Source organism: Paraburkholderia sp. GAS334, assembly GCF_050436625.1.
Lineage (GTDB): Bacteria > Pseudomonadota > Gammaproteobacteria > Burkholderiales > Burkholderiaceae > Paraburkholderia.
Genome location: NZ_JBNDMO010000002.1, coordinates 21944 through 42944, shown reverse-complemented (window position 1 = coordinate 42944; position 21001 = coordinate 21944). Strand labels below are relative to the sequence as shown.

Genomic DNA, 21001 nt, shown 5'->3' with positions numbered 1-21001 from the left:
GTACTTGGGCCTGAGCAAAATGGAAAGTCAAGAGACGATACCGTTGTCGATTCGAACGGCGATCGGCTTTCGTGAGTTGAATGGGAGTTGCTGATGGGCGCCGCCCAGATATCGTTGCGTTCATTGATCGAGAAATGGTTCGCGCCGAGCGCGACGTCAAGGGTACGCCTTACGCGATACGTTCGAGCGCATCCGATGCGGAGTCGTTGTGTGCGTGTCGAGGCGCTGAGATCGCAAGACCCAGTCGCAATCTACTTTTTCCAGCACGGTGACGGCACGTGGCGCCTGTTCCCACCTGAATCCGGGCGCACGTCGACGTGCATTGGGTATGAAGTGGCGGGTTGAGCGGGGCGAACTGACGAGCGAGGTCGGACAGCATTGAAAAGACAAGGATCGTAAATTGAAGCACATAAGAAGAAATTCGCTGTCGCGCCTCAGCATTGGGAATCGGTTGATGTTGCTGGTGGCCGGTCTACTTGCGCTGCTCGCGTGCTCTTCCGTCAATACCGTTTTACGTCTGAGTCAGGCGAACGCGTCGATCGAAACCATTTACAACGATCGTGTCGTGCGCCTCAACCAGATCGAGGCTGTCTCGGATGGCTATGCGGTAATCATCGCGAGTACTGCGCACAAGGTCCGCGACGGCGCAATGGCGTCGGCCGACGCCATCCGGACAATTACTACAGCGCGTGCGGTCATCGACCGGGATTGGAAGGACTACACCGCGACCGAACTGATCGATGACGAAAAAAATCTGGTAGCGCAGGCCGAACCCCGTTTGAAGCTCGCGAACAGCGCCGTCGACCGACTGCTGAACCTGTTGCGGACAAACGATACCGAAGGCTTGCGGAGGTTCGTCGTAAGCGAGATGTATCCGGCCATCGAGCCACTGTCCGGGGTGATCGGGAAACTGATGCAGCTGCAGTCGGATGTTGCGCGGCAGGAATACGCTAAGTCTCACAAAATCTATGAACGGGCAAAGTTGATACAGCCAATCGAAACGATGCTCGTGCTCGTAGCGGCTGTGCTTATTTGCTGGAAACTGATTGGCTCGATTACGAAGCCACTCGCGCAGGCAGTCAGAGTTGCGGAAACGGTGGCGTCCGGCGACTTGACTTCCGACATCGAAGCGACGGGAAGCGACGAGACAGCCCAGTTGCTGGCAGCGCTCAAACGCATGAACGATAGTCTGCTCGATATCGTCGGCAATGTGCGCGCCAGCAGCGAAACTATTGGATCCGCGACGAAGCAGATAGCCGCCGGCAACCTCGACCTGTCTTCCCGCACGGAACAACAGGCGGCGTCGCTCGAAGAAACGGCAGCCAGCATGGAACAGTTGACTGGCACGGTGCGCCAGAATGCTGAAAACGCACGCTATGCATGCACGTTGGCGGGTCAAGCATCGGATATCGCCGATCGAGGTCACGAGGTGGTGGCGCGCGTCATGGGGACCATGGACACGATCGGTGAGAGCTCCACAAGGATCGGCGAAATTGTCGGGATGATCGACAGCATCGCGTTTCAAACCAATATTCTGGCGCTCAACGCAGCCGTCGAGGCGGCTCGCGCGGGCGAGCAGGGACGCGGCTTCGCCGTGGTCGCGGGCGAGGTGCGGGCGCTTGCCCAACGGTCGTCTGCCGCCGCCAGGGAAATCAAGGAATTAATCGATACTTCGGTGGTTCGCGTGGCCGCCGGCACGAAACTCGTCAACCAGGCGGGGCAGACGATGGGAGAAGTTATCGAAGCCGTGTCCCACGTGAGCGAGATCATGCGCGAAATTGCGTCGGCATCGGACGAGCAGAGCCGAGGAATTGACCAGGTCGGGCAGGCGGTCACGCAAATGGACGATGTCACTCAACAAAATGCCGCTCTGGTGCAAGAGGCGGCCGCTGCCGCCCAATCACTTGAGGGTCAGGCCGCCCAACTCAATGCCGCGGTCGCCCTGTTCCGGTTGCGTTCGTAGGCGTCCTGAACACTGATCCGGCGAGCGCGGAGCCGTCAGTTATTTTTAGACAGCGCCCTGCGTCGAAGCTCGCTCGGAGTCGCGCTGAACCAACGCCTGCAGCTACGCGAAAACACGGACGGCTCGGTGTAGCCCAGTAATTCCGCAATCCGGTTTAACGGAACGTGAGCCTGGCTCAAATAGCGCTGTGCCAGCTCATATCTGACCTCGTCGACGATCGCCGCAAACGAGGTGCCTTCTTCGCTCAAGCGGCGTTGCATGGTGCGTGGGTGCAGGCCGATGGTCTTGGCAACGCGGACGTGATGGCACATGCCGGGCGCCAGCAGTGTCGGCACCAGCGCGCGAATGCGGGCCGTGACGGCGGTATCGGGTGCGGCAAAATGGGTGTCGAGATAGGCTTGCGCGATCTTGTGCAATAAAGGATTGCCGTTCGCGATGGGCAGCGCGAGGTCGGCGGAGCGGAACAAGAATCCGCTGTGTTCGGAATTGAAACGCACATTGACGCCGAAGATTGCCTGGTAGCTGGCGAGCGCCGCAACCCTTCCGTGCTCGAAGGAAATCCGCAGCGCCTTGGCTTGCCCGCCCGAGAGCAGCGTCAGTATGCCTTGTGCCACGCTCATCGTCAGTTCCAGCAACTGCGAGATATTGCCGGCATGGCCAGTCACTAACGATACGCGCACAAACGTTGTGCCGGCGCGGCGATCGCTTTCCGTTGTTACCTCCAGGCCGGGCCTAATGACAGCCACGTATTTGCTCAAGCTGGCAAGCGCGTCCGCGACGGTCGGGCAATTGCGTATTTCCAGGGCCAGGGGACCCAGTATGTCGATACCTTGGCGCGCCGCCAGGCGCATGCCGAAATCCGGACAATGCAGCACCGTCGCACTGCGTTCGAGTAGCGATGCGATCGCCGCTCTCGATATCAGCATATCGGGATCGTCGAGCACTTCTGCCGGCAAACCTGCGTCCGCCAGCAATTTGCCCGCGTCACCGTCGAGCGCGCTGACCAGTTCGCCATAGCCGAGTAGTGCATCCGCACGCGACAGCTTGATCGCCATTGCATTCCTTGTCGGTTACCTGTCGTCAATTGTGCAATATTTGTCGCCCAATGTTAATAATTTTCGCTTTCGGGCAAATACAATCGGTGCAACATCAACGGGCATTCGATAATGCAAGGGAACGAGCAAAGTGGATATCAAGCACAGCGAAATGATCCTTGAAGTGGCCATCGTCGGCGCCGGGTTCACGGGCCTGGGCGCCGGCATCCAGCTCAAGCGCGCCGGCATCACCAATTTCCGGATTTTTGAACAGGCCGCCGCGCTCGGCGGCGTCTGGCGCGACAACCGCTATCCCGGCTTGTGCTGCGATATCCCTTCGCATTTGTATTCCTATTCGTTTGCGCCCAATCCGGGTTGGTCGCGCCGCTACGCGCCGGGCCGCGAAATCTGGGCCTATCAACAGCGCTGCCACGAACAATTTGGCATGGGCAGTTTCATCAGCTATGGAATGGAGGTCGTGGCCGCGACCTATGACGAGCAAGCCGCACTATGGGTGCTGGATTTCCGCTCGGGCGAGCAGGCGCGCGCAAGGTACTTGATCTCGATGTCGCGCGGCTTGTCGCTGCCGCAATATCCGAAAATCGAGGGTATCGAATCCTTCGCCGGCGCTGCCATGCATACCGCTTGCTGGGATGACAACTACGACTTTCGAGGCAAGCATGTCGCCGTGATCGGCAACGGCGCCAGCGGCATCCAGGCGATCCCGCAACTGGCCAAGGTGGCGGCTTCGGTCACCGTGTTTCAGCGCACGCCGAGTTGGGTCTTGCCAAGGAAAGACCGCGCCTATTCGGCCCTCAGAAAGGTCCTGTTCCGCTGGCTTCCAGGTGCGCAGAGATTGCACCGCCTGCAATTGTTCCTGACGCAAGAGTTGATTTACCCGGCACTGAAAAACCCCGGCGGAATCATGCATAAGGCGCTGACATGGCTGGCGACGACCCACCTCAACCGCACCATCGGCGATCCGGTTTTACGCCAGAAGTTGACGCCGAATTTCGCGGTCGGCTGCAAGCGGGTGCTGGTGTCGGACGACTATTATCCGAGCTTTCTGCTGCCGCACGTCAGCCTGCAGACGACAGCGATCACCGGAGCGACGGAAAACGAAGTGATTTGCGCCGACGGCACTCGCCATCGCGCCGATGTGCTGGTGTATTCCACCGGGTTCAAGAATATCGGGGATATGCCTTTCGCCATTACCGGCAAACACGGCAAGACGCTGGCGCAGGTCTGGGGTCAGGAACCGGCCGCCTATCTCGGCGTCGTCACCGCCGGCTTCCCCAATCTGTTCACCGTGCTTGGACCGAATAGCGCATTCGGCCATCAATCCGCATTGTTCGTCATCGAACGCCATGTCAACTATATCGTGCGCTGCATTCGTCATGCCGGCCGCAAGGATTGGCGTTCGATGGATGTGCGGGGCGACGTGCAGCACGACTACAACGAAATGATGCAGCAACGTTTCAAGGGAATGGTCTGGAGCGGTAGCTGTCCCGTTTGGTTCAAGAACGAGGGCGGCCGCATCGTGACGAATACCCCGGACTCCGGTTTCGGCTTCTGGCGCAGGCTGATGCGTCCGAATTTCGACGAATTCGTCGTCGAGCAAACCCGTGACGAGAGGCCGACAAGCGGCGCACGCTACGCACGCGCCGCTTCCGAGTGAGAACCCTATGGCAACCCTACCGGTCACTGACGGGCAACTCCACTACGAAGTCCACGGCGCGGGCGCCGAGACCATCGTTTTCCTCCACGGCATGCTGTGGGACTGGCATTTGTTCGACGCCCAGGTCGCCACCTTGCAAGACCGTTACCGTTGCGTCTGCGTGGATTTGCGCGGGCATGGGCACAGCACGGTCACCAAATCGGGCTACGAGCTATACACGCAGACCAACGACGTTGCCGCGCTGATTCATGCGCTCGGCGACGGACCTTGCCATATCGTCGGCCAATCGATGGGCAGTTTTATCGCGTTGCGGCTGGCTTTGCGCCACCCCGCATTAGTCAAATCGCTGAGCCTGATCGGCAGTTCGGCCGAGGCGCCGACGGCCGCTGACCTTCGCATGAGCGGCATATTGGTTTTTGTCGTCCGCTGGTTTGGCATCAGACCGGTCATCGGTACGCTGATGGATATTTGTCTCGGCGATAAATTCCTCGCCCATCCTGCCCGCGCGGTGCTGCGACGGGCAATACGTCAGCGCATTTTGGACAATAACGTTGCCACCCTTTTGCGCACGGCCAAGGCAGTGAACGCGCGCGACGACCTGAGCCGCGAACTGTACCGTGTCGCCGTGCCAACGCTGGTCATGGTGGGCAGCAACGACAAAGACAGCCAGACGACGCCCGCGCATTCGCAGCGCTTGCATGCAAACATTTCCGGATCGCAGCTGGTTATAGTCCCGGACGCCGGCCACTTCCTGCCGATTGAGGAACCGGAGGCAGTCAATCGGACCTTGATCAATTTTTTAGCAACCTCTTTTTCGTAGAAGGCAGCCAACATGAGCATGAAAAACCTCGCCGGCAAGAATGTTCTGATCACCGGAGCCGGCTCCGGCATAGGCCGCAGTACCGCATTGGCGTTTGCCCGGCACGGCGCCAAGCTGGTGCTATCGGACATCAATCCGACCAACCTCGCCACTGTGGAACGCGAGGTGACGTCCCTCGGTGCCGCCTGCCTGGCATTGACCGTCAATGTCGCCGACGATAACGCGATGCGTGTATTCGCCGACGAAGTGCATGCCAGGGTCGGTGCGCTGGATGTGTTGATCAACAATGCAGGGATCGCCTATTGCGGGAACTTCCTGGACAGCCCGTCGGAGTCGTGGCAGCGCTTGTACGACGTCAATGTCAAAGGCGTGCTCAGCGGTTGTTACCTGTTCCTGCCAAAAATGATCGCCGGCGGCGGCGTGCGCCGCGTGGTCAACATTGCATCGGCCAACGGCTTCGCACCGTTGCCCACGCTGGCGGTCTATAGCGCGAGCAAGTATGCCGCGTTGGGATTTTCCGAAGCACTCTCGATGGAACTCGAAGACACCGACGTTGGTGTCACCGTGGTCTGCCCAGGAGCGATCAATACGGCCATCACCACCGGTGCCGGGGTAACGGCGCCATCGGTGTCCGAGGCGCAGAAGGTACGTTTGCAGGATTACTATCGGAACCAGGGCACCTCGCCTGACCGGGTTGCCGATGCGATTGTCGAAGGCGTCATTTCCGGACGTGAAATGGTGGTCGTCGGCACATCGGCGCGCCCGTGCTACTACGTCAAGCGGCTGTCTCCATCCCTCTATCGCAAGTTCGCCATCGCTACATCGCGCAAGATGGGTTTTTTGTAATACAGAAACAACGTCGGGCGTTTGATGCGCGCGACAACATAGCTTCACCGTAATCGGCTCACGACGGCCGTTCTCGATTGTCGTGCGCGCCTGGGCGACGATGCGACTTACGTCCGGGTTGCAGGTCGTCGGAGGATCGCTACGTTCAAGCGGTATGGTCCGCCGGGTCAGCCGCTTTGCGGATTTTGTCGGCGACGTTCCAGGGCAACAACTCGTCGATGCGGGTGATCTTGTGATCGGCAATGTGCGTAAGCACATGCTCGAGGACGACGCCTCTAACGCCCGCTGTTCTTTGCAAGCAGTCCTTGGCGCGACATCGTCGCCGACAGGCTGAAGTAGGGCGCGTTCAGCCTCTCAATGCCGCTGCAGACGACGAGCTATTTCGGGGGCCACAAATACAGTTCTTGATGTTCGCGTTGATCTGGTCGATCACATTACCGAAATACGCAACAGGGTCCCGGTCGACGCGAGAGCACGTGTTGACAAGCGCAAGGTTACTGAGGCCGCGACCGTGTCTATCTACTAGAAGTGCGTTGCACCTGGCGCCCAAAACCGGCGGTAGCCTATCCGCTTGCCGGATGACGTAGGTTCGATTCCTCGTGCAGAATCGTACGAGCCATCGCGCGAAAGCTGTGACCGGTAATCTTCGTGCGGGTGTCGTACCCGAGCCGGCGAAGCGCCGCATTGATGGCCGCCTCGCTCATCGGGCGACGGTTGGAGCGTGCGCCCGGGAACACGTAGCGCCCTTGCCCTGTCAGGACGTGCAGTTCGCGCAGGATCGCAACCGCCTGCGTGGAGAGCGGCACCAGGTGCTCCGTCCTGGTCTTGCTGACGAGGTAGCGCCATTCTCCTTTGTCCAGATCGAACTGCGACCATTCCGCCTGTCGCAGTTCGCCAGGCCGCACGAACAGCATCGGCGCCAGCTTGAGCGCGCAAGCACCGGGAACGTGCCTGAGAACCCATCAAACGCCCGCAGCATCTCCCCCACCTTGACGGGTTCGGTAATAGCCGCGAAATGCCTCTCGACCGGCGCCGGTATAGCACCGATCAAATCCTTAGCTGGGTCTGTGTTGCAAAGCCCCTCCTGGCCCGGATCGATACCCGCCGCCAGCTTCCCGCGTGCGTCCTCGCGCTTTTTTGCGGGCCGCCGCGAGCGACACGTCCGGATAGACGCCGAGCGCGAGCGTCTTGTCTTTGCCGGCGAACCGGTAATTCATCCGCCAGTACCTCGCGCCAGACTTGTCGAGCTGGAGGTAATGCGGCCACCGTCTGCCAGGCGATTGCCGGTTCTCTCCGGGTTGTAGCGAGCGTTCCTGACTTGGGCGTTGGTGAGCGGCATGGTGGTATCTCCGGTTGGAGAAGGGTGGCTATGAGGCTGATACCACCAAAAATACCACCGGATACCACCAGCTGTACACGGGTCGAGCCGGATCATCCAGGAAAGAAAAAACCCCGCAAGTCGTTGACTTTACGGGGTTTCTCGGAATACTGCGGCTCATGCCGGAACAACTTTTGGTGCCCAGGGCCGGACTCGAACCGGCACGCCTTGCGGCGGGGGATTTTGAGTCCCCTGCGTCTACCTGTTTCACCACCTGGGCTTGTGGGTATTGCCTTGATATTTCCCTGCGCGAACGCAGCACAGCGCTGCGGGAAACGCGAATTATGGCCGAAAAGCCGCTCCCGGGCAAGTTGCAGGCTCGCCTGCCGCCACCGCCGGCACAGTCAAACCGTCCGCGAAAACCGCGCCAGCGTCTGCTGGCCGAGATAGCGGTCGAAAACCATTGCGATATTGCGCACCAGCATCCGGCCCGCCGGCAGTACGTCGAGGCGACGCGCGCCGATCGACACGAGACCGTCGTCTTCAAACGACCGCAGACGTTCTAGCTCCGGCGCAAACGCTTCGGCGAAACGGATGCCGTACGTCGCATCGAACGCGTCGAAACGCAGTTCGAGGTTGCACATCAGTTGCGTGATGATGTCGCGGCGCAGGCGGTCGTCGGCCGTGAGGCGAATACCGCGCGTGATCGCGAGACGGCCCGCGTCGATGGCGTCTGCCCACGCGGGCAGGTCCTTCGCGTTCTGCGCATACACATCGCCGACCTTGCCGATCGACGACGCGCCAAAGCCGATCAGATCGCATTCCGCCCGCGTGCTGTAGCCCTGGAAATTGCGATGCAACGTGCGCTGTGCCTGCGCGCGCGCCAGTTCATCGGTGGGCAGGGCAAAGTGATCCATGCCGATGTACGCGTAACCCGCGCCCGTCAGACGCTCGACGACGAGGCGCAGGATCGCGAGTCGCACGTCCGGCGAAGGCAACGTCGCCGGATCCATCTGACGCTGCATCTTGAACAACTGCGGCATGTGCGCATAACCGAACACGGACAGACGATCCGGCGCGAGCGCGAGCATCGTTTCGAGCGTACGCCCGAAACTGTCGACGGTCTGATGTGGCAAACCGTAAATCAGGTCGACGCCGATCGAATGAAAACCCTCAACGCGCGCGGCGTGCATGACGCTGGCCGTCATCTCGAACGGCTGGATGCGGTTGATCGCCTGCTGGACGCGCGGATCGAAGTCCTGCACGCCAAGACTCAACCGGTTGAACCCTAGCGTGCGCAAATGCGCGATCGTTTCCGCCGACGCCTCACGCGGATCGACTTCGATCGAAAATTCGCCATCAGCGTCCGGCACAAGCTGGAAGTGTTCGCGCGTGGCCGTCATCAGTTCGGCCATTTCGTCGTGCGAGAGGAACGTCGGTGTGCCGCCGCCCCAATGCAGTTGCGACACCGGACGCGTTGTGTCGAACAGCGCCGCCTGCAACGCAAGCTCCCGTTTCAACCGGTCGAGATAGGGACGCGCATGCGCACGGTTTTTCGTGGCCACCTTGTTGCAACCGCAATAGAAGCAGACGGTGTCGCAGAACGGGATATGGAAGTACAGCGAAAGGTCGGTGCCGGCCGCGCCGGGATCGGCGGCGGCGCGAAGGTAGTCGGCGAAATTGAAGTCGTCGCGGAACTGAAGGGCCGTCGGATAGGACGTATACCGTGGGCCGTTTGCGTTGTAATTCGCGAGGAGGTCGGGGCGAAAGAGTGTGTCGGCGGCGTTCATCTTTGATTGTGATCCGGCGCGACGCTGAACGAACCGGCGTGTCTTCGACATAGATAGTGTGAGACCCGTCGGGCCGCGCGGGCGCCTTGTGGGCGTGGCGTTTCGAACCCGACGAGTGTACGTGAGCGCTTTCTACAGACATTGTGTAAAAAGGTCGCACGCCGCGCGATGGCACAATGCGGGTCGGGCGCGTGGGCGCCTGGGTTCGATGGTTGCGTTTCAGGAATTTCTGTCGTGATGGCTGCTTCCTTGCGGGTTTCTCCATTTGCTGTGCCGGGCCACGCGTGCCGCCCCGATTGCGGCGCGTGCTGCATCGCGCCTTCGATTACCAATCCGATTCCTGGCATGCCGGACGGCAAGCCAGCGGGCGTGCGCTGCGTGCAACTCGGCGACGATCTGCGGTGCGCGATCTTCGGCAAGCCGGAGCGGCCCGCATGCTGTTCGGGACTGCAACCGCAAAGCGACATGTGCGGCACGACGCGCGCCGAAGCGCTCGCGTGGCTCACGCAGCTGGAAGCCGACACGCAGCCGTCGCGCGCATTGCGCGGTAGCACCTTGTGAACGCGTGTGTTCGCGGCCAGGGTGTCCGGATTCAATGGGTATTCGTCGCAATCGATCGCATGATTGTCTGGGTTTCAACAGGAGGTTTCGCATGACTCAAGCCGCTGCGCCCGCAAGGCGCCGGTTCCTGTTCGCCGTATGTGCTGTGACTGGCGTCGGCGTTTCGCTGGCTGCGTGCGCCGCGTCGATCTTTCCGTTCATTCCGGATCACTACACGTTCTCGCCGCAGCAGGTGCAGGAAGCCGTGCAGCGTAAGTTCCCGTATCAGCGGACCGTTTCGCAGGTGCTGGATGTCGCGCTCACGAACCCGGTCGTCGGTCTTCTGCCGGATTCGAACCGCGTGTCGGTGAAGCTCGATGCGCGGCTCGCAAGCCCGTTCATGCCGCAACCGGTGAACGGTGTGTTCACGCTGTCGAGCCAGCTTGCCTACGATGCGACGACGCGCGCCGTCGTGCTCAAGCAGCCGACGGTCGATAACGTCGCGGTCACCGGCGACGCGCAGGCCTACACGCAGCAGATCAACGCGGCCGCCGCCGTGCTCGCGACGCAGCTGCTGACCAACTATCCGATCTACACATTCAAGCCCGAACAGCTGCAATTTGCCGGTGTGAACTACGAACCCGGTACAATCACTATCCTTACAAACGGCATACGTGTGCAGATCGTCGAAAAATGACGTGCGCGCGGCCGGTCGGGCCGCGCGAAGCCGGGCGGCCTGATCAGAAAACCTTCAAAAAAGGGCCACGGATGGACTGGATATTGATCTGCAAGGCGCTGATTCTGGGCGTCGTCGAAGGTTTGACGGAATTTTTGCCGGTGTCGAGCACAGGGCATCTGATCGTCGCGGGCAGCCTGCTTAACTTCAACCCGCCACACGCGAAAACGTTCGATGTCGTGATCCAGCTCGGCGCGATTTTCGCGGTGTGCTGGGAATACCGTCGCAAGATTGGTAGCGTGGTGGCCGGCCTGCCGACGCAACCCGCCGCGCGACGCTTCACGATGAACGTGATCATCGCAACGATTCCTGCGGTCGTGCTCGGGCTGCTGTTCGAGAAGGCGATCAAGGCGGCGCTCTTCTCGCCGGTGCCGGTCGCACTGGCGCTCGTGATCGGCGGCCTGGTGATCCTGTGGGTTGAGGCGCGTCAGCGTGATCGGGGTGCGCCGCCACGCGTCCATTCAGTCGACGATCTCACGCCGCTCGATGCGCTGAAGGTCGGTCTCGCACAATGTTTCGCGCTGGTGCCGGGCATGTCGCGCTCGGGCTCGACGATCATCGGCGGGATGTTGTTCGGTCTCGATCGACGCGTCGCCACCGAGTTCTCGTTTTTCCTCGCGATTCCGATCATCTTCGGCGCGACGCTCTACGAGATGATCAAGGGCTGGCACACGCTGACCACTGATGCGCTCGGCCTGTTTGCGATCGGTCTAATTGCTGCGTTTGTCAGCGCATTTGCCTGCGTACGCTGGCTGTTGCGTTACATCGCCGCGCATGATTTCACAGCGTTCGCGTGGTACCGGATCGGCTTCGGTCTCCTGATCCTGCTCATCGGTTATAGCGGCGGATTGAGCTGGGCCGACTGATGTCCCGCGTTGTGCACGTTACGCACGTTAAATGAACAAAGGTCCGCCTGAGAGCGGACCTTTTTCATGTGCGACGGTGTTCGTTCTGCGAGCTTCAGTTGCCCGCGCGCCGGCGAAAGACAAGATCCCACACGCCGTGTCCGAGACGCAAACCGCGGCGCTCGAATTTCGTCACTGGACGGTAGTCGGGACGCGGCGCGTAGCCATCGACGGTGTTTTCCAGCGCGGGCTCGGCGCCGAGTACTTCGAGCATCTGCTCGGCGTAGTTCTGCCAGTCGGTGGCGCAATGCAGGTACGCGCCCGGCTTCAGTCGCGACACGAGCAGCGCGACGAACTTCGGCTGGATCAGACGACGCTTGTGATGACGCGCCTTGTGCCACGGATCGGGGAAGAAGATATGCACGCCGTCGAGACTTTCCGGCGCGATCATCTGCTCCAGCACTTCGACGGCGTCGTGCTGGATGATGCGGATATTCGACAGCGACTGTTCGCCCATCAGCTTCAGCAACGCGCCGACGCCCGGCTCATGCACTTCGACGCCGAGAAAATCATCGCCGGTGCGATGCGCGGCGATCTCCGCCGTCGTCGCGCCCATGCCGAAACCGATCTCCAGCACGCGCGGCGCCTCGCGACCGAAAACGGTGCCCCAGTCGAGTTGTTCCCCGGAAAACGGAACGACAAAGCGCGGCCCGAGTTCATCCATCGCGCGACGTTGGCCCGTCGATACACGCCCTGCACGCGTGACGAAACTGCGGATGCGACGCAGATGCAGCGCTCCCGTCGACGCTGCGCCGCCGGTTTCGGTGGCTGCGATTTCGCTGGAGAGTTCGTCGGCGGCTTCGGGGGCGGACGGACGGGTTTCGTTCGGGTCGTGGATCATCGTCGGAGACTGCAAGGGTGAGGGCGTCGGGCGAATCGGCCGCGCCGTGATACATACGTCAGCGGGGAAAACGGGCGGAGATGCGATTTTCGACCGCCCTGACGAAAAAGCCGCCTTCGATGAGGCGGCTCTCGTGCTGGATTTCCGCTGGAGATCAGCTGAATGTGGAGCGGGCGATGGGAATCGAACCCACGTCTTCAGCTTGGGAAGCTGAGGTAATAGCCATTATACGACGCCCGCAGAGCGCGCCATTTTACGCGGTTTCGCCTGATTTGGGCAAACAGGATGGCGCGGACTGCACGCCGCCTTTCGAATCAGATCCCAAACAGCGTCAGCGAAACAGCCGCGCGCGTCACCACCATCAACAGCACCTGCACGATCACGAACAGCAGGATCGGCGACAGATCGATGCCGCCCAGTTGCGGCACGAAACGGCGCAGCGGATTCAGAAACGGCGCGGTCAGCTGATACAGGATCGGCATGGCCGGCGAGCGCGGATTGAGCCACGACAGCAGCGCCATCAGGATCGTCAGCCAGATGATCAGGTTGAGCGACCACTTGATCACCGTCAGCAGCGCGACGATCAAGAGCGTGGGCATCAGGCCGAGCGGATCGACGCCCGCGAGCCAGACCATCGCGACCACATAGACAATCGCCGCGATGATCGCCGCGACGATGCTGGCCCAGTCGATGTTGCGCGTGCTCGGGATGATCCGCCGCAACGGCAGCACGATCCAGTTAGTGGCCTGCAGCACGGCGTTCGACACCGGGTTGTACGGCGGCATGCGCACCACCTGCAGCCAGGCGCGCAGCAGCAGTGCGGCGCCGAACAGGGTGAAAACGGTATTCAGCAGAAAACGGGCGATATCGCCGACCATCTCGTGTCCTTTCCTTCTTTAGTTATTCGTAGCGGCTGCGTGTGGCGAGCCAGCGTCGTCAGGGATGCTGCTTTTAACCGATGCGCGTGCTGTCGGTGCGTGCCGATGTTGCCTGCGTGCAGTCGGCGCTGCCAGACGACCACCTCCACCTCGCTGAGATCGCGCCGGTCGTCACATTATCACGGCTTAATGGCCGCCTGCGATCCCTGTCCGGTCAACCGATCCAGCGAACGGCCGAGCGAATCCTCGACTGCGGTATCGATGGCATCGATCGCCGCGGGCGGCGTCGGCCAGCGGCGCGCCAGAGCGACCGCGCGGCGCGTCATCAGCGCGTAAAGCGCGGCGTGGTCGCCACCGAGTCCTTCAAGCAGCGCGAGCTGTTTTTCGACGACGCCCGTATCGCCGCGCGACACCGGGCCGGCAAGCGCGCCCGGCAAGCCCTTGTCGCGGGCGGTCTGGATCGTGCCGGAGAGCATCGGCAGCACGGCGCGCAACGCATCGTCTTCGTCGAAACCGAGCGTGCGCCACAGTTCGACGCATTCCGAGAGGCCACATAGCGCGAAACTCGCCGCGTAATGCGCGGCGGCGTGATACAGCATGCGTCCGCCGGCCGGAATCGAGAGCGGATGACAGCGCAGCGCGCCCGCCAGCGCAACCAGTGCCTCTTTCAGCGTGCCGTCGGCTTCGATCGAGACCGAGCAGCCGGCGATGCGGTCGATATCTGCGAGACTTCCACCGAACAGGTACAGTGGATGAAAGCCACCGGTCGACGCGCCCTGCTCACGGGCCGGCGCCAGCAGTTCGACGGGCGATGCACCGCTGCAATGCACGAGCGCCCATGCGCCGGTGCGGGTTGCCGCGGCGGAATCGAAGCGCAATATGTGGGCTGTCGTACCGATGCTGTCATCGGGGACGGCTAAAAAGACGATATCGGCTGCGTCGACGACCTGTTGCGGGTCGTCGTACGCAGCGCAGTGCCCGATCTGACTGGCAAGCGCCCGCGCGGATTCCCGCGAGCGGCTTGCGATCGCTGTGACGGGATAGCCGGCGCGCGAGAAGCCGTGCGAAAGACAATGCGCGAGCCGGCCCGCACCGACGAAGCCGAGACGCGGCAATGGGGACAGGGACATGGTTTCTGCTCCGGACAGAACAAAGGCGGAACGGCGAGTATCGCGCATTCAATAAGACGCCGCGTGGCGTTGGCGCCTTGCCAGCAAAGGACGGGAGCCGGTTTTGAGACCGACGGGCATTCTTCAGAAGGTTACGTGGCCGATATGACGAGCCGTCGTATCTATCTGACAGGGGATTGCCGGCAGGTCCGAAAACTGCTCACAATGAATCCGCACATCAGGTTTTCCGGCAGTCCCCGTTGTTGTTTCTTCTGTAGCGCAGCCAGATTTTCGGGAGGTACACGATGAGCATTTTTTCTTACCGAAAGCACTTGCGGTTTCTGACACACACACAGCGTCGCCGCTGGTGGGATCAAAAGAAGCGACTGACACCACGCGTACAGATCAGCGGCGCCTATGTGCCGCCCAACGTCTCTCGGGAATTTACCTATGTGAAGGTCGGCTGATTCTTCACTGACATCAAACGGATGCCCGGCATGTTCGCCGGGCATTTTGCGTTTACGGATCTCGCCAGGTGAAAAGCGACGCAAGAAGACAACGGAATCGCGCGACCCCCTGCAGCGAATTTGTAATTAAACATTACCGATGTGACCGGGAAGTCTGAAGTGGCGCCGGTAAAAAAGTCATTAAGGCGGGGGTTTGATCCGCAAACCCTTGATTTTCGTAAGGGAAGCGGCCACATCAATCCCGTGAGGCGGACAGGTGCAACGCACGTGCGTGTGATCCATTGCAATTTGCTACAAATGCACCCGACGTTGCGGAGCCTTTTTCGATACATTGGATCGTAAGGGCGTTGCCCGTCACGCGACCATGCCATAGGGGTAGGGCCGCCAGGAGAACAGAAGTGAAAAAGATCGTCCCGTTCATCGTTGCTGCCGCGCTGGGCGCGGGGCTTACTACGGCTGCTGAGGCACACGTGTCGGTCGGTATCGGTATCGGCATTCCCGTGGCGCCGGCTTACCCTGTGTATGCGGCGCCGCCGCCTGTCTATTACGCGCCGCCACCGGTGGTGTACGCTCCGCCGCCTGTAATCTATGCACCGGCGCCGTATTACGGTTATGGCCGGCCTTATTATCACGGTTACTACGGTCGCGGTTACTACGGTCGCGGCTACTACGGCCCGCGTTATTGAGGCTGCGAACCGGCCGTTAGTACGTCTGGTTGTGTGACGTGTTGATGGCGCGGTCGAACGAATTGCCTGCACGGCGCAACGTTGGCTTTATCGCCACGTTGTGCCGTTTTCAATTGCGCATAGACCGATCGTTATAGCGGCAAACGGGCCGCGTTCCAAAACGCGATCGAAGCTGGGACAATGGTGCTCCGTGCAACCAACCACGCCCCGCGCCTCCCGCCGATGCAAGCACTTCCTGCTCCAACCTATGACGATGTCGTCGACGCCGCCGCGCGTATCGAAGGCATCGCGCACCGCACCCCCGTTCTCACTTCAACCACTGCGGACGAGCGCACCGGCGCCTCGATCTTCTTCAAGTGCGAAAACCTGCAACGCATGGGTGCGTTCAAGTTTCGCGGCGCGTGCAATGCAATTTCCCACTTCGACGCCGAACAGCGCAAAGCCGGCGTGCTGACTTTTTCGTCGGGCAATCATGCGCAGGCGATCGCGCTATCCGCACGTCTCGCGGGCATTCACGCGACTATCATCATGCCGCACGACGCGCCTGCGGCGAAGGTCGCGGCAACAAAGGGTTATGGCGGCGAGGTGATCGTCTATGACCGCTACAAGGAAGACCGTGAAGCCATCGGCCGACGGCTGGCCGAAGAGCGCGGCATGACGCTGATCCCACCGTACGATCATCCGCACGTGATGGCCGGGCAGGGTACCGCGGTAAAGGAACTGATCGAAGAAACCGGCCCGCTCGACATGCTGTTCGTGTGTCTTGGCGGTGGTGGTCTGTTATCAGGAAGCGCGCTTTCCGCGGCCGCACTGAGTCCGCAATGTCAGATCATCGGCGTCGAGCCGGAAGCGGGCAACGATGGCCAGCAATCGCTCGCGCGCGGCGAACGCGTGCGTATCGATGTGCCGAAGACAATCGCGGATGGCGCGGCCACACAGCAACTCGGCGTCTATACGTTTGCGGTGATCCAGCGGCTCGTCCAGCAGATCGTGACGGTCAGCGATGCGCAACTGATCGACGCGATGCGTTTCTTCGCGCAGCGGATGAAGATCGTGGTCGAACCGACCGGCTGCCTCGCCGCTGCGGCGGTCCTGAACGGTATTGTGCCGGTGAAGGGCAAGCGCGTTGGTGTCGTGATCAGCGGCGGTAACGTCGATCTCGAGCGGCTCGGCGAATTCCTCCGCTAACGGGTGCTGTCGTTCTGGAAGGCGGGCGGACCGCTCGCCTTTGTTGCATCTAGCCAGCCGCCATGCTGCTGGTATGCACGATCAGATCGCGATATCCATCCACAATCACGCTGTACGAGAAGTACGCGAAGAGCAGCGCCGACAGCACGTGGCATGCGCGCAGCAAACCGGTACCCGCGCGTTTGCGTCCGTGACTCGCAAGTCCGCAGATAAACACGTTCCAGCACAGCCCGCCGAGAAAGAAACCGCCGAGAAAAACGGGCGCGGTCGACACGGTCGTCGCACCGGCTTTCGCGATCAGCGCGCCGCCGACAGCCGCAAACCACAGAATCGCGGATGGCGACGAAATCGCGAGCAACGTGCCGCGCACAAAGCCGCGCCATGCGCTGAGATGCGGAGCGTTCGCATCGGCTTCACCTTCGACCGGCGGTGCCGACGCCGGGAAGAGCGCTTCGCGGGCCATCTTCCACGTCAGGAACAGCAGGATCGCCGCGCCGCCGATCCACACGAACCATCGTACCGATTCGAACTGAAGCAGCGCCGCCATACCGGCGAGCGCGAGTGCGGCATAAATCAGATCCCCAAAACACGAGCCGAGCCCGAGCCAGAAGCCAGGCCTGAACCCATGCGACAACGTCAGCGAAATGATCGCGACGTTGACGAGGCCGATATCGAGACACAGCGAAAGAGATAGAAAGAAACCATCCGACAGCATTGATAACGCGTGCATCCCCGCAATTTTCCCGTTTGTTCTTGATATTCCAGTGAGCTTCGGCGACGGCTCAACGTGTCTGCGGCCGGAGATCGTCTGCTACCAGGCGATGAACTCCCGCTTCAGAGCCCGAGTTCGCCCCACATCGCGTCGACGCGCTTTTTAACGGCGTCATCCATGACGATCGGTCGGCCCCACTCGCGATCTGTTTCGCCGGGCCATTTGCTGGTCGCGTCGAGCCCCATCTTCGAGCCGAGCCCTGCGACTGGCGACGCGAAATCCAGATAGTCGATCGGCGTACGATCGACGAGCACCGTATCGCGCGACGGGTCGATGCGCGTCGTGATAGCCCAGATCACTTCCTTCCAGTCGCGAATGTTCACGTCTTCATCAACCACGACGATGAATTTCGTATACATGAATTGTCGCAGGAAGCTCCAGACGCCGAACATCACCCGTTTGGCATGTCCCGGGTAGCTTTTCTTCATCTGGACGATCGCCATCCGGTAGCTGCACCCTTCGGGCGGCAGATAGAAATCGGTGATCTCGGTGAACTGCTTCTGTAACAGCGGCACGAACACTTCGTTGAGCGCGACGCCGAGCACGGCGGGCTCGTCCGGTGGCTTGCCGGTATAGGTCGAATGGTATATGGCGTCGCGCCGCATCGTGATGCGCTCGACGGTGAAGACCGGGAACCACTCCTGTTCGTTGTAGTAGCCGGTGTGATCGCCGTACGGACCTTCGAGCGCGTGTTCATACGATGCCGAAGCGCCCTTAGAAGGACGCGGCGGCGCGCCGGCCGGCGCCGGGTCAGGCGTGCCGCTTTGCGGATAAATGAAGCCTTCGAGGACGATCTCGGCACGTGCCGGCACCTGCAGCGTGTCGACGCCTGGCGTGATGCACTTCGCGAGTTCGGTACGCCCGCCGCGCAGCAGGCCGGCGAACTGGTATTCAGAGAGTGTGTCAGGCACCGGTGTGACCGCGCCGAGGATCGTGGCCGGATCGGCGCCGAGCACCACGGCGACCGGATACGGCTTGCCGGGGTTCTGCAGCGCGAATTCGCGGAAGTCGAGCGCGCCGCCACGATGGGCGAGCCAGCGCATGATCAGCTTGTTGCGGCCGATCAGCTGTTGCCGGTAAATGCCGAGGTTTTGCCGCGTTTTGTTCGGTCCGCGCGTGACGGTCAGCCCCCACGTGATCAGCGGACCGACGTCGCCCGGCCAGCAGGTCTGGATCGGCAGCTTCGCGAGGTCGACATCGTCACCTTCCCAGACGATTTCCTGACAGGGCGGCGAACTGACCGTTTTCGGGGCCATGTCCCAGACGGCCTTCGCCAGCGAGAGCAGTTTGCCGGCGTCTTTCAGGCCCTTGGGCGGCTCCGGCTCCTTGAGGGCGGACAGAAGACGCCCGACGTCCCGCAGGGACTCCAGCGCCGCGCTATCGCCGTTTTCCGCGCCAGCGTCGATGCCCATGCCAAGCGCCACGCGGCGCGGTGTGCCGAACAGGTTGCCGAGAACCGGGAACGCATGCTGCCGCGTGCTCTCGAACAGTAACGCAGGGCCGCCGGCGCACAGCACGCGGTCGCAGATTTCCGTCATTTCCAGGATGGGCGAGACGTGTTGCGGAACGCGGCGCAGCTCGCCGAGCGTCTCGAGGCGACCGACGAAGTCGCGCAGGTCTTTATATTTCATCGGGTCCTGATCAGGGCGGCGGTACGCCGCGAGGTGAGGGCGCAGCATGCAATCGCCACGCCAGATCGATTGTCGATTTTACCTGCGTTGGGTAGCGCACGTTAAAGGGCAAAATTGTGACTGGTCCGAAACGCGCGCGCCGCGCGGTTTAGCACCCGCTGAACACTGTTCATTATTACAATCAGTTATAGATTTGCTTATTTGTAGTGTTGACGATCTATAAAACCCTGCTAGAATCCGTCCACATTGGTTGCAGGGTTTACATGTTTTAACCACTACCCCCGGTCTTCTGACGCAACGCGTCGCCGTTTGCCGATCCCTGCTCGGTACTTCACGGTCTTGCCTGTTTTCCTCGCCGGCGCCTTTTTCGCGCTGGTTTTTTCGTGTGGGAGCCTCCGCCCGCATGCTGCAAGCATGCATGCCGCCGGAACTTTAGATGGGCTCCCCGAACGGTGTATGCCGTTTTCCCGACGCCGCTGTCGCCCCGACCAGAGCGCGCGACGTCTTGATTCTGCGAATGGCTGTACGTCGGCTTGCCGACGCGTTCGCGGCTTCATGCAAATTGGGAGATCTGAATGAACGCCTGGTTATCGTGGCGTCCCGACGAGCGTCTCGCGCAGGTTATGCGCGGTGCATTGCGTCGCGGGACGCGTATGAGTCATCACCTGTTCAGCATTGTCGGCGGTTTCGCCTTCGTGCTGGCACTTGCACTGTGGCTGATGCCCACCTGGCGCGGCACGCTTGCCGCAAAGCTGATGCCGGTCATCTCTGCCGCAGTGAAGGCGGGCCCAGCCCGTCTGTTGCAGGGCAACCCGCTGCCGTCCTTTGCACCGGTCAACGCGCAGTCTGACGACACGTTGTCGTCGAATCAGGCAGTCGGCATCGATACCGGCAACAACGGTACGACCGCCAGCACCAGCTATGACGATGCCTTCGATAGCAGCGGCACCGCTAGCCCCGGCGCGGTGGCGCTGAACGGCCTCGATCCGCGCACGCTGCCGACGGTCGGCGCGCTCGCCCGCATGATCCCGGCGCAGCGCGTGTCCGCCGATGCGCGCGACGATCGCGTGCTGATCTCGGCCCGCGAACAGGATCTCGTCGCTTCGTACCTGTCGCGCCGTTATCGCGTGGCTCAGGAACCGGTCGGCGAACTCGTCAAGGCTGCATTCGATACGGGTCGCGAAGTCGGTCTCGATCCGCTGTTGCTGCTCGCCGTGATGGCCATTGAATCCGGTTTCAATCCGTATGCAGAAAGTGGCGTCGGTGCGCAAGGATTGATGCAGGTCATGTCGAAGGTGCACTCCGACAAGTTCGAGTATTTCGGTGGCCGGAGCGCCGCGCTCGAGCCGTTGACCAACATCAAGGTCGGCGCACTCGTGCTGAAGGATTGTGTGGCGCGCGGCGGTTCGCTGCCGGGCGGTTTGCGTCTGTATGTGGGCTCGACGTCGCAGGATGACGGGGGTTACGGCGCGAAGGTGATGGCCGAGCGTGGCCGGCTGCGTGACGTGGCGCGTGGCCGCAAGGTGCCGGTCAACGCACCGCAGGCGCCGACAACGACTACTGCGTCGACAACTGCCGCTCCCGCCACGACGACTTCGTCGCCGAAGCGCGTGCAGGTGACACTCGATAGCGCGCATCCGCTGACGACGGCGAAGACCGCCACGTCCCCTTCGCATGACAGGGCGCCGGCGCAGGATGACGCAAGCTCCAGCGCGACGAAGCACGTTGCGTCGTCCGAACTAGGCGCCTGATATCAGGAAGCGCCTCTAGCGGGCTGTAACAGGCAATAGAAAAAGGGC

The 21001-nt window shown here is 61.4% G+C and carries 17 protein-coding genes, 2 tRNA genes and 2 pseudogenes; 10 read left to right on the top strand and 11 right to left on the bottom strand.

What is annotated here, in order from left to right; genetic code table 11:
- Positions 1-400: 400 nt before the first annotated feature.
- Positions 401-1963, top strand: a complete 1563-nt coding sequence (locus P3T21_RS03585; RefSeq protein ID WP_429254563.1) for a methyl-accepting chemotaxis protein — start codon at positions 401-403, stop codon at positions 1961-1963.
- 35 nt (positions 1964-1998) lie between these two features.
- Here the strand turns inward: P3T21_RS03585 and P3T21_RS03580 are convergent, their stop codons facing one another.
- Positions 1999-3018 (bottom strand): AraC family transcriptional regulator, encoded by a 1020-nt coding sequence (locus tag P3T21_RS03580; protein WP_429254562.1) that lies wholly within the window; start codon positions 3016-3018, stop codon positions 1999-2001.
- Positions 3019-3148: 130 nt separating this feature from the next.
- Here P3T21_RS03580 and P3T21_RS03575 point away from each other — a divergent pair, with 130 nt between their 5' ends.
- The 3 genes from P3T21_RS03575 to P3T21_RS03565 are packed head-to-tail and all read left to right on the top strand — an operon-like array spanning position 3149 to position 6341.
- Positions 3149-4675, top strand: a complete 1527-nt coding sequence (locus tag P3T21_RS03575; RefSeq protein WP_429254561.1) for a flavin-containing monooxygenase — start codon at positions 3149-3151, stop codon at positions 4673-4675.
- 7 nt (positions 4676-4682) lie between these two features.
- Entirely contained in the window at positions 4683-5495 is an 813-nt protein-coding gene (locus tag P3T21_RS03570) for an alpha/beta fold hydrolase (RefSeq protein WP_429254560.1), read from the top strand.
- A 12-nt stretch (positions 5496-5507) separates the two neighbouring features.
- Positions 5508-6341 carry an SDR family NAD(P)-dependent oxidoreductase gene (locus P3T21_RS03565; RefSeq protein WP_429254559.1) on the top strand — a complete coding sequence of 278 codons (834 nt, stop codon included), beginning with the start codon at positions 5508-5510 and terminating at the stop codon, positions 6339-6341.
- A 145-nt stretch (positions 6342-6486) separates the two neighbouring features.
- Here the strand turns inward: P3T21_RS03565 and P3T21_RS03560 are convergent.
- The 4 genes and pseudogenes from P3T21_RS03560 to hemN form a co-directional block, all read right to left on the bottom strand.
- Positions 6487-6606, bottom strand: a pseudogene (locus P3T21_RS03560) (transposase domain-containing protein); the annotation flags it as partial.
- Positions 6607-6934: 328 nt separating this feature from the next.
- Positions 6935-7680, bottom strand: a pseudogene (locus tag P3T21_RS03555) (tyrosine-type recombinase/integrase); the annotation flags it as partial.
- Positions 7681-7854: 174 nt separating this feature from the next.
- Positions 7855-7939 (bottom strand) — tRNA-Leu (locus P3T21_RS03550).
- Positions 7940-8063: 124 nt separating this feature from the next.
- Complete coding sequence (gene hemN / locus P3T21_RS03545) at positions 8064-9449, bottom strand: oxygen-independent coproporphyrinogen III oxidase (protein WP_429254558.1); 1386 nt, start codon at positions 9447-9449, stop codon at positions 8064-8066.
- A 237-nt stretch (positions 9450-9686) separates the two neighbouring features.
- On the opposite strand from hemN, the gene P3T21_RS03540 reads away from it, so the two are divergent.
- From P3T21_RS03540 to P3T21_RS03530, 3 genes are all read left to right on the top strand, one after another.
- Positions 9687-10010 carry a YkgJ family cysteine cluster protein gene (locus P3T21_RS03540; RefSeq protein WP_429255152.1) on the top strand — a complete coding sequence of 108 codons (324 nt, stop codon included), beginning with the start codon at positions 9687-9689 and terminating at the stop codon, positions 10008-10010.
- Positions 10011-10101: 91 nt separating this feature from the next.
- Positions 10102-10686: a DUF1439 domain-containing protein gene (locus P3T21_RS03535; protein ID WP_429254557.1), complete on the top strand. Its 585-nt coding sequence runs from the start codon at positions 10102-10104 to the stop codon at positions 10684-10686.
- Positions 10687-10757: 71 nt separating this feature from the next.
- Positions 10758-11591, top strand: a complete 834-nt coding sequence (locus P3T21_RS03530; protein ID WP_429254556.1) for an undecaprenyl-diphosphate phosphatase — start codon at positions 10758-10760, stop codon at positions 11589-11591.
- Positions 11592-11685: 94 nt separating this feature from the next.
- On the opposite strand, the gene trmB is transcribed toward P3T21_RS03530, so the two are convergent.
- The 4 genes from trmB to P3T21_RS03510 form a co-directional block, all read right to left on the bottom strand.
- Complete coding sequence (trmB, locus tag P3T21_RS03525; RefSeq protein WP_429254555.1) at positions 11686-12471, bottom strand: tRNA (guanosine(46)-N7)-methyltransferase TrmB; 786 nt, start codon at positions 12469-12471, stop codon at positions 11686-11688.
- A 165-nt stretch (positions 12472-12636) separates the two neighbouring features.
- A tRNA-Gly gene (locus P3T21_RS03520) sits at positions 12637-12711 on the bottom strand.
- A gap of 74 nt (positions 12712-12785) precedes the next feature.
- Positions 12786-13349 carry a YggT family protein gene (locus P3T21_RS03515; protein ID WP_429254554.1) on the bottom strand — a complete coding sequence of 188 codons (564 nt, stop codon included), beginning with the start codon at positions 13347-13349 and terminating at the stop codon, positions 12786-12788.
- 179 nt (positions 13350-13528) lie between these two features.
- Positions 13529-14479, bottom strand: a complete 951-nt coding sequence (locus tag P3T21_RS03510) for a Rossmann-like and DUF2520 domain-containing protein (protein ID WP_429254553.1) — start codon at positions 14477-14479, stop codon at positions 13529-13531.
- Positions 14480-15323: 844 nt separating this feature from the next.
- On the opposite strand from P3T21_RS03510, the gene P3T21_RS03505 reads away from it, so the two are divergent.
- Positions 15324-15611, top strand: a complete 288-nt coding sequence (locus P3T21_RS03505; protein ID WP_429254552.1) for a hypothetical protein — start codon at positions 15324-15326, stop codon at positions 15609-15611.
- A gap of 222 nt (positions 15612-15833) precedes the next feature.
- Positions 15834-16799, top strand: coding sequence for a threo-3-hydroxy-L-aspartate ammonia-lyase (locus P3T21_RS03500; protein ID WP_429254551.1), 966 nt, complete (start codon positions 15834-15836; stop codon positions 16797-16799).
- A 49-nt stretch (positions 16800-16848) separates the two neighbouring features.
- On the opposite strand, the gene P3T21_RS03495 is transcribed toward P3T21_RS03500, so the two are convergent.
- Both P3T21_RS03495 and P3T21_RS03490 read right to left on the bottom strand, forming a co-directional pair.
- Positions 16849-17529, bottom strand: coding sequence for a LysE family translocator (locus P3T21_RS03495; RefSeq protein WP_429254550.1), 681 nt, complete (start codon positions 17527-17529; stop codon positions 16849-16851).
- A gap of 104 nt (positions 17530-17633) precedes the next feature.
- Entirely contained in the window at positions 17634-19202 is a 1569-nt protein-coding gene (locus tag P3T21_RS03490) for a UbiD family decarboxylase (protein WP_429254549.1), read from the bottom strand.
- A 575-nt stretch (positions 19203-19777) separates the two neighbouring features.
- On the opposite strand from P3T21_RS03490, the gene P3T21_RS03485 reads away from it, so the two are divergent.
- A complete protein-coding gene (locus P3T21_RS03485; RefSeq protein ID WP_429254548.1) occupies positions 19778-20953 on the top strand; it encodes a transglycosylase SLT domain-containing protein in 1176 nt (391 codons plus the stop codon).
- Positions 20954-21001: the final 48 nt, after the last annotated feature.

Coding starts and splice junctions, on each gene's coding strand:
- hemN (WP_429254558.1), bottom strand. CDS start 9,449: ATGAACGCCGCCGACACACTCTTTCGCCCCGACCTCCTCGCGAATTAC.
- trmB (WP_429254555.1), bottom strand. CDS start 12,471: ATGATCCACGACCCGAACGAAACCCGTCCGTCCGCCCCCGAAGCCGCC.
- P3T21_RS03540 (WP_429255152.1), top strand. CDS start 9,687: ATGGCTGCTTCCTTGCGGGTTTCTCCATTTGCTGTGCCGGGCCACGCG.
- P3T21_RS03530 (WP_429254556.1), top strand. CDS start 10,758: ATGGACTGGATATTGATCTGCAAGGCGCTGATTCTGGGCGTCGTCGAA.
- P3T21_RS03515 (WP_429254554.1), bottom strand. CDS start 13,349: ATGGTCGGCGATATCGCCCGTTTTCTGCTGAATACCGTTTTCACCCTG.
- P3T21_RS03565 (WP_429254559.1), top strand. CDS start 5,508: ATGAGCATGAAAAACCTCGCCGGCAAGAATGTTCTGATCACCGGAGCC.
- P3T21_RS03510 (WP_429254553.1), bottom strand. CDS start 14,479: ATGTCCCTGTCCCCATTGCCGCGTCTCGGCTTCGTCGGTGCGGGCCGG.
- P3T21_RS03535 (WP_429254557.1), top strand. CDS start 10,102: ATGACTCAAGCCGCTGCGCCCGCAAGGCGCCGGTTCCTGTTCGCCGTA.
- P3T21_RS03495 (WP_429254550.1), bottom strand. CDS start 17,529: ATGCACGCGTTATCAATGCTGTCGGATGGTTTCTTTCTATCTCTTTCG.
- P3T21_RS03485 (WP_429254548.1), top strand. CDS start 19,778: ATGAACGCCTGGTTATCGTGGCGTCCCGACGAGCGTCTCGCGCAGGTT.
- P3T21_RS03500 (WP_429254551.1), top strand. CDS start 15,834: ATGCAAGCACTTCCTGCTCCAACCTATGACGATGTCGTCGACGCCGCC.
- P3T21_RS03570 (WP_429254560.1), top strand. CDS start 4,683: ATGGCAACCCTACCGGTCACTGACGGGCAACTCCACTACGAAGTCCAC.
- P3T21_RS03490 (WP_429254549.1), bottom strand. CDS start 19,202: ATGAAATATAAAGACCTGCGCGACTTCGTCGGTCGCCTCGAGACGCTC.
- P3T21_RS03580 (WP_429254562.1), bottom strand. CDS start 3,018: ATGGCGATCAAGCTGTCGCGTGCGGATGCACTACTCGGCTATGGCGAA.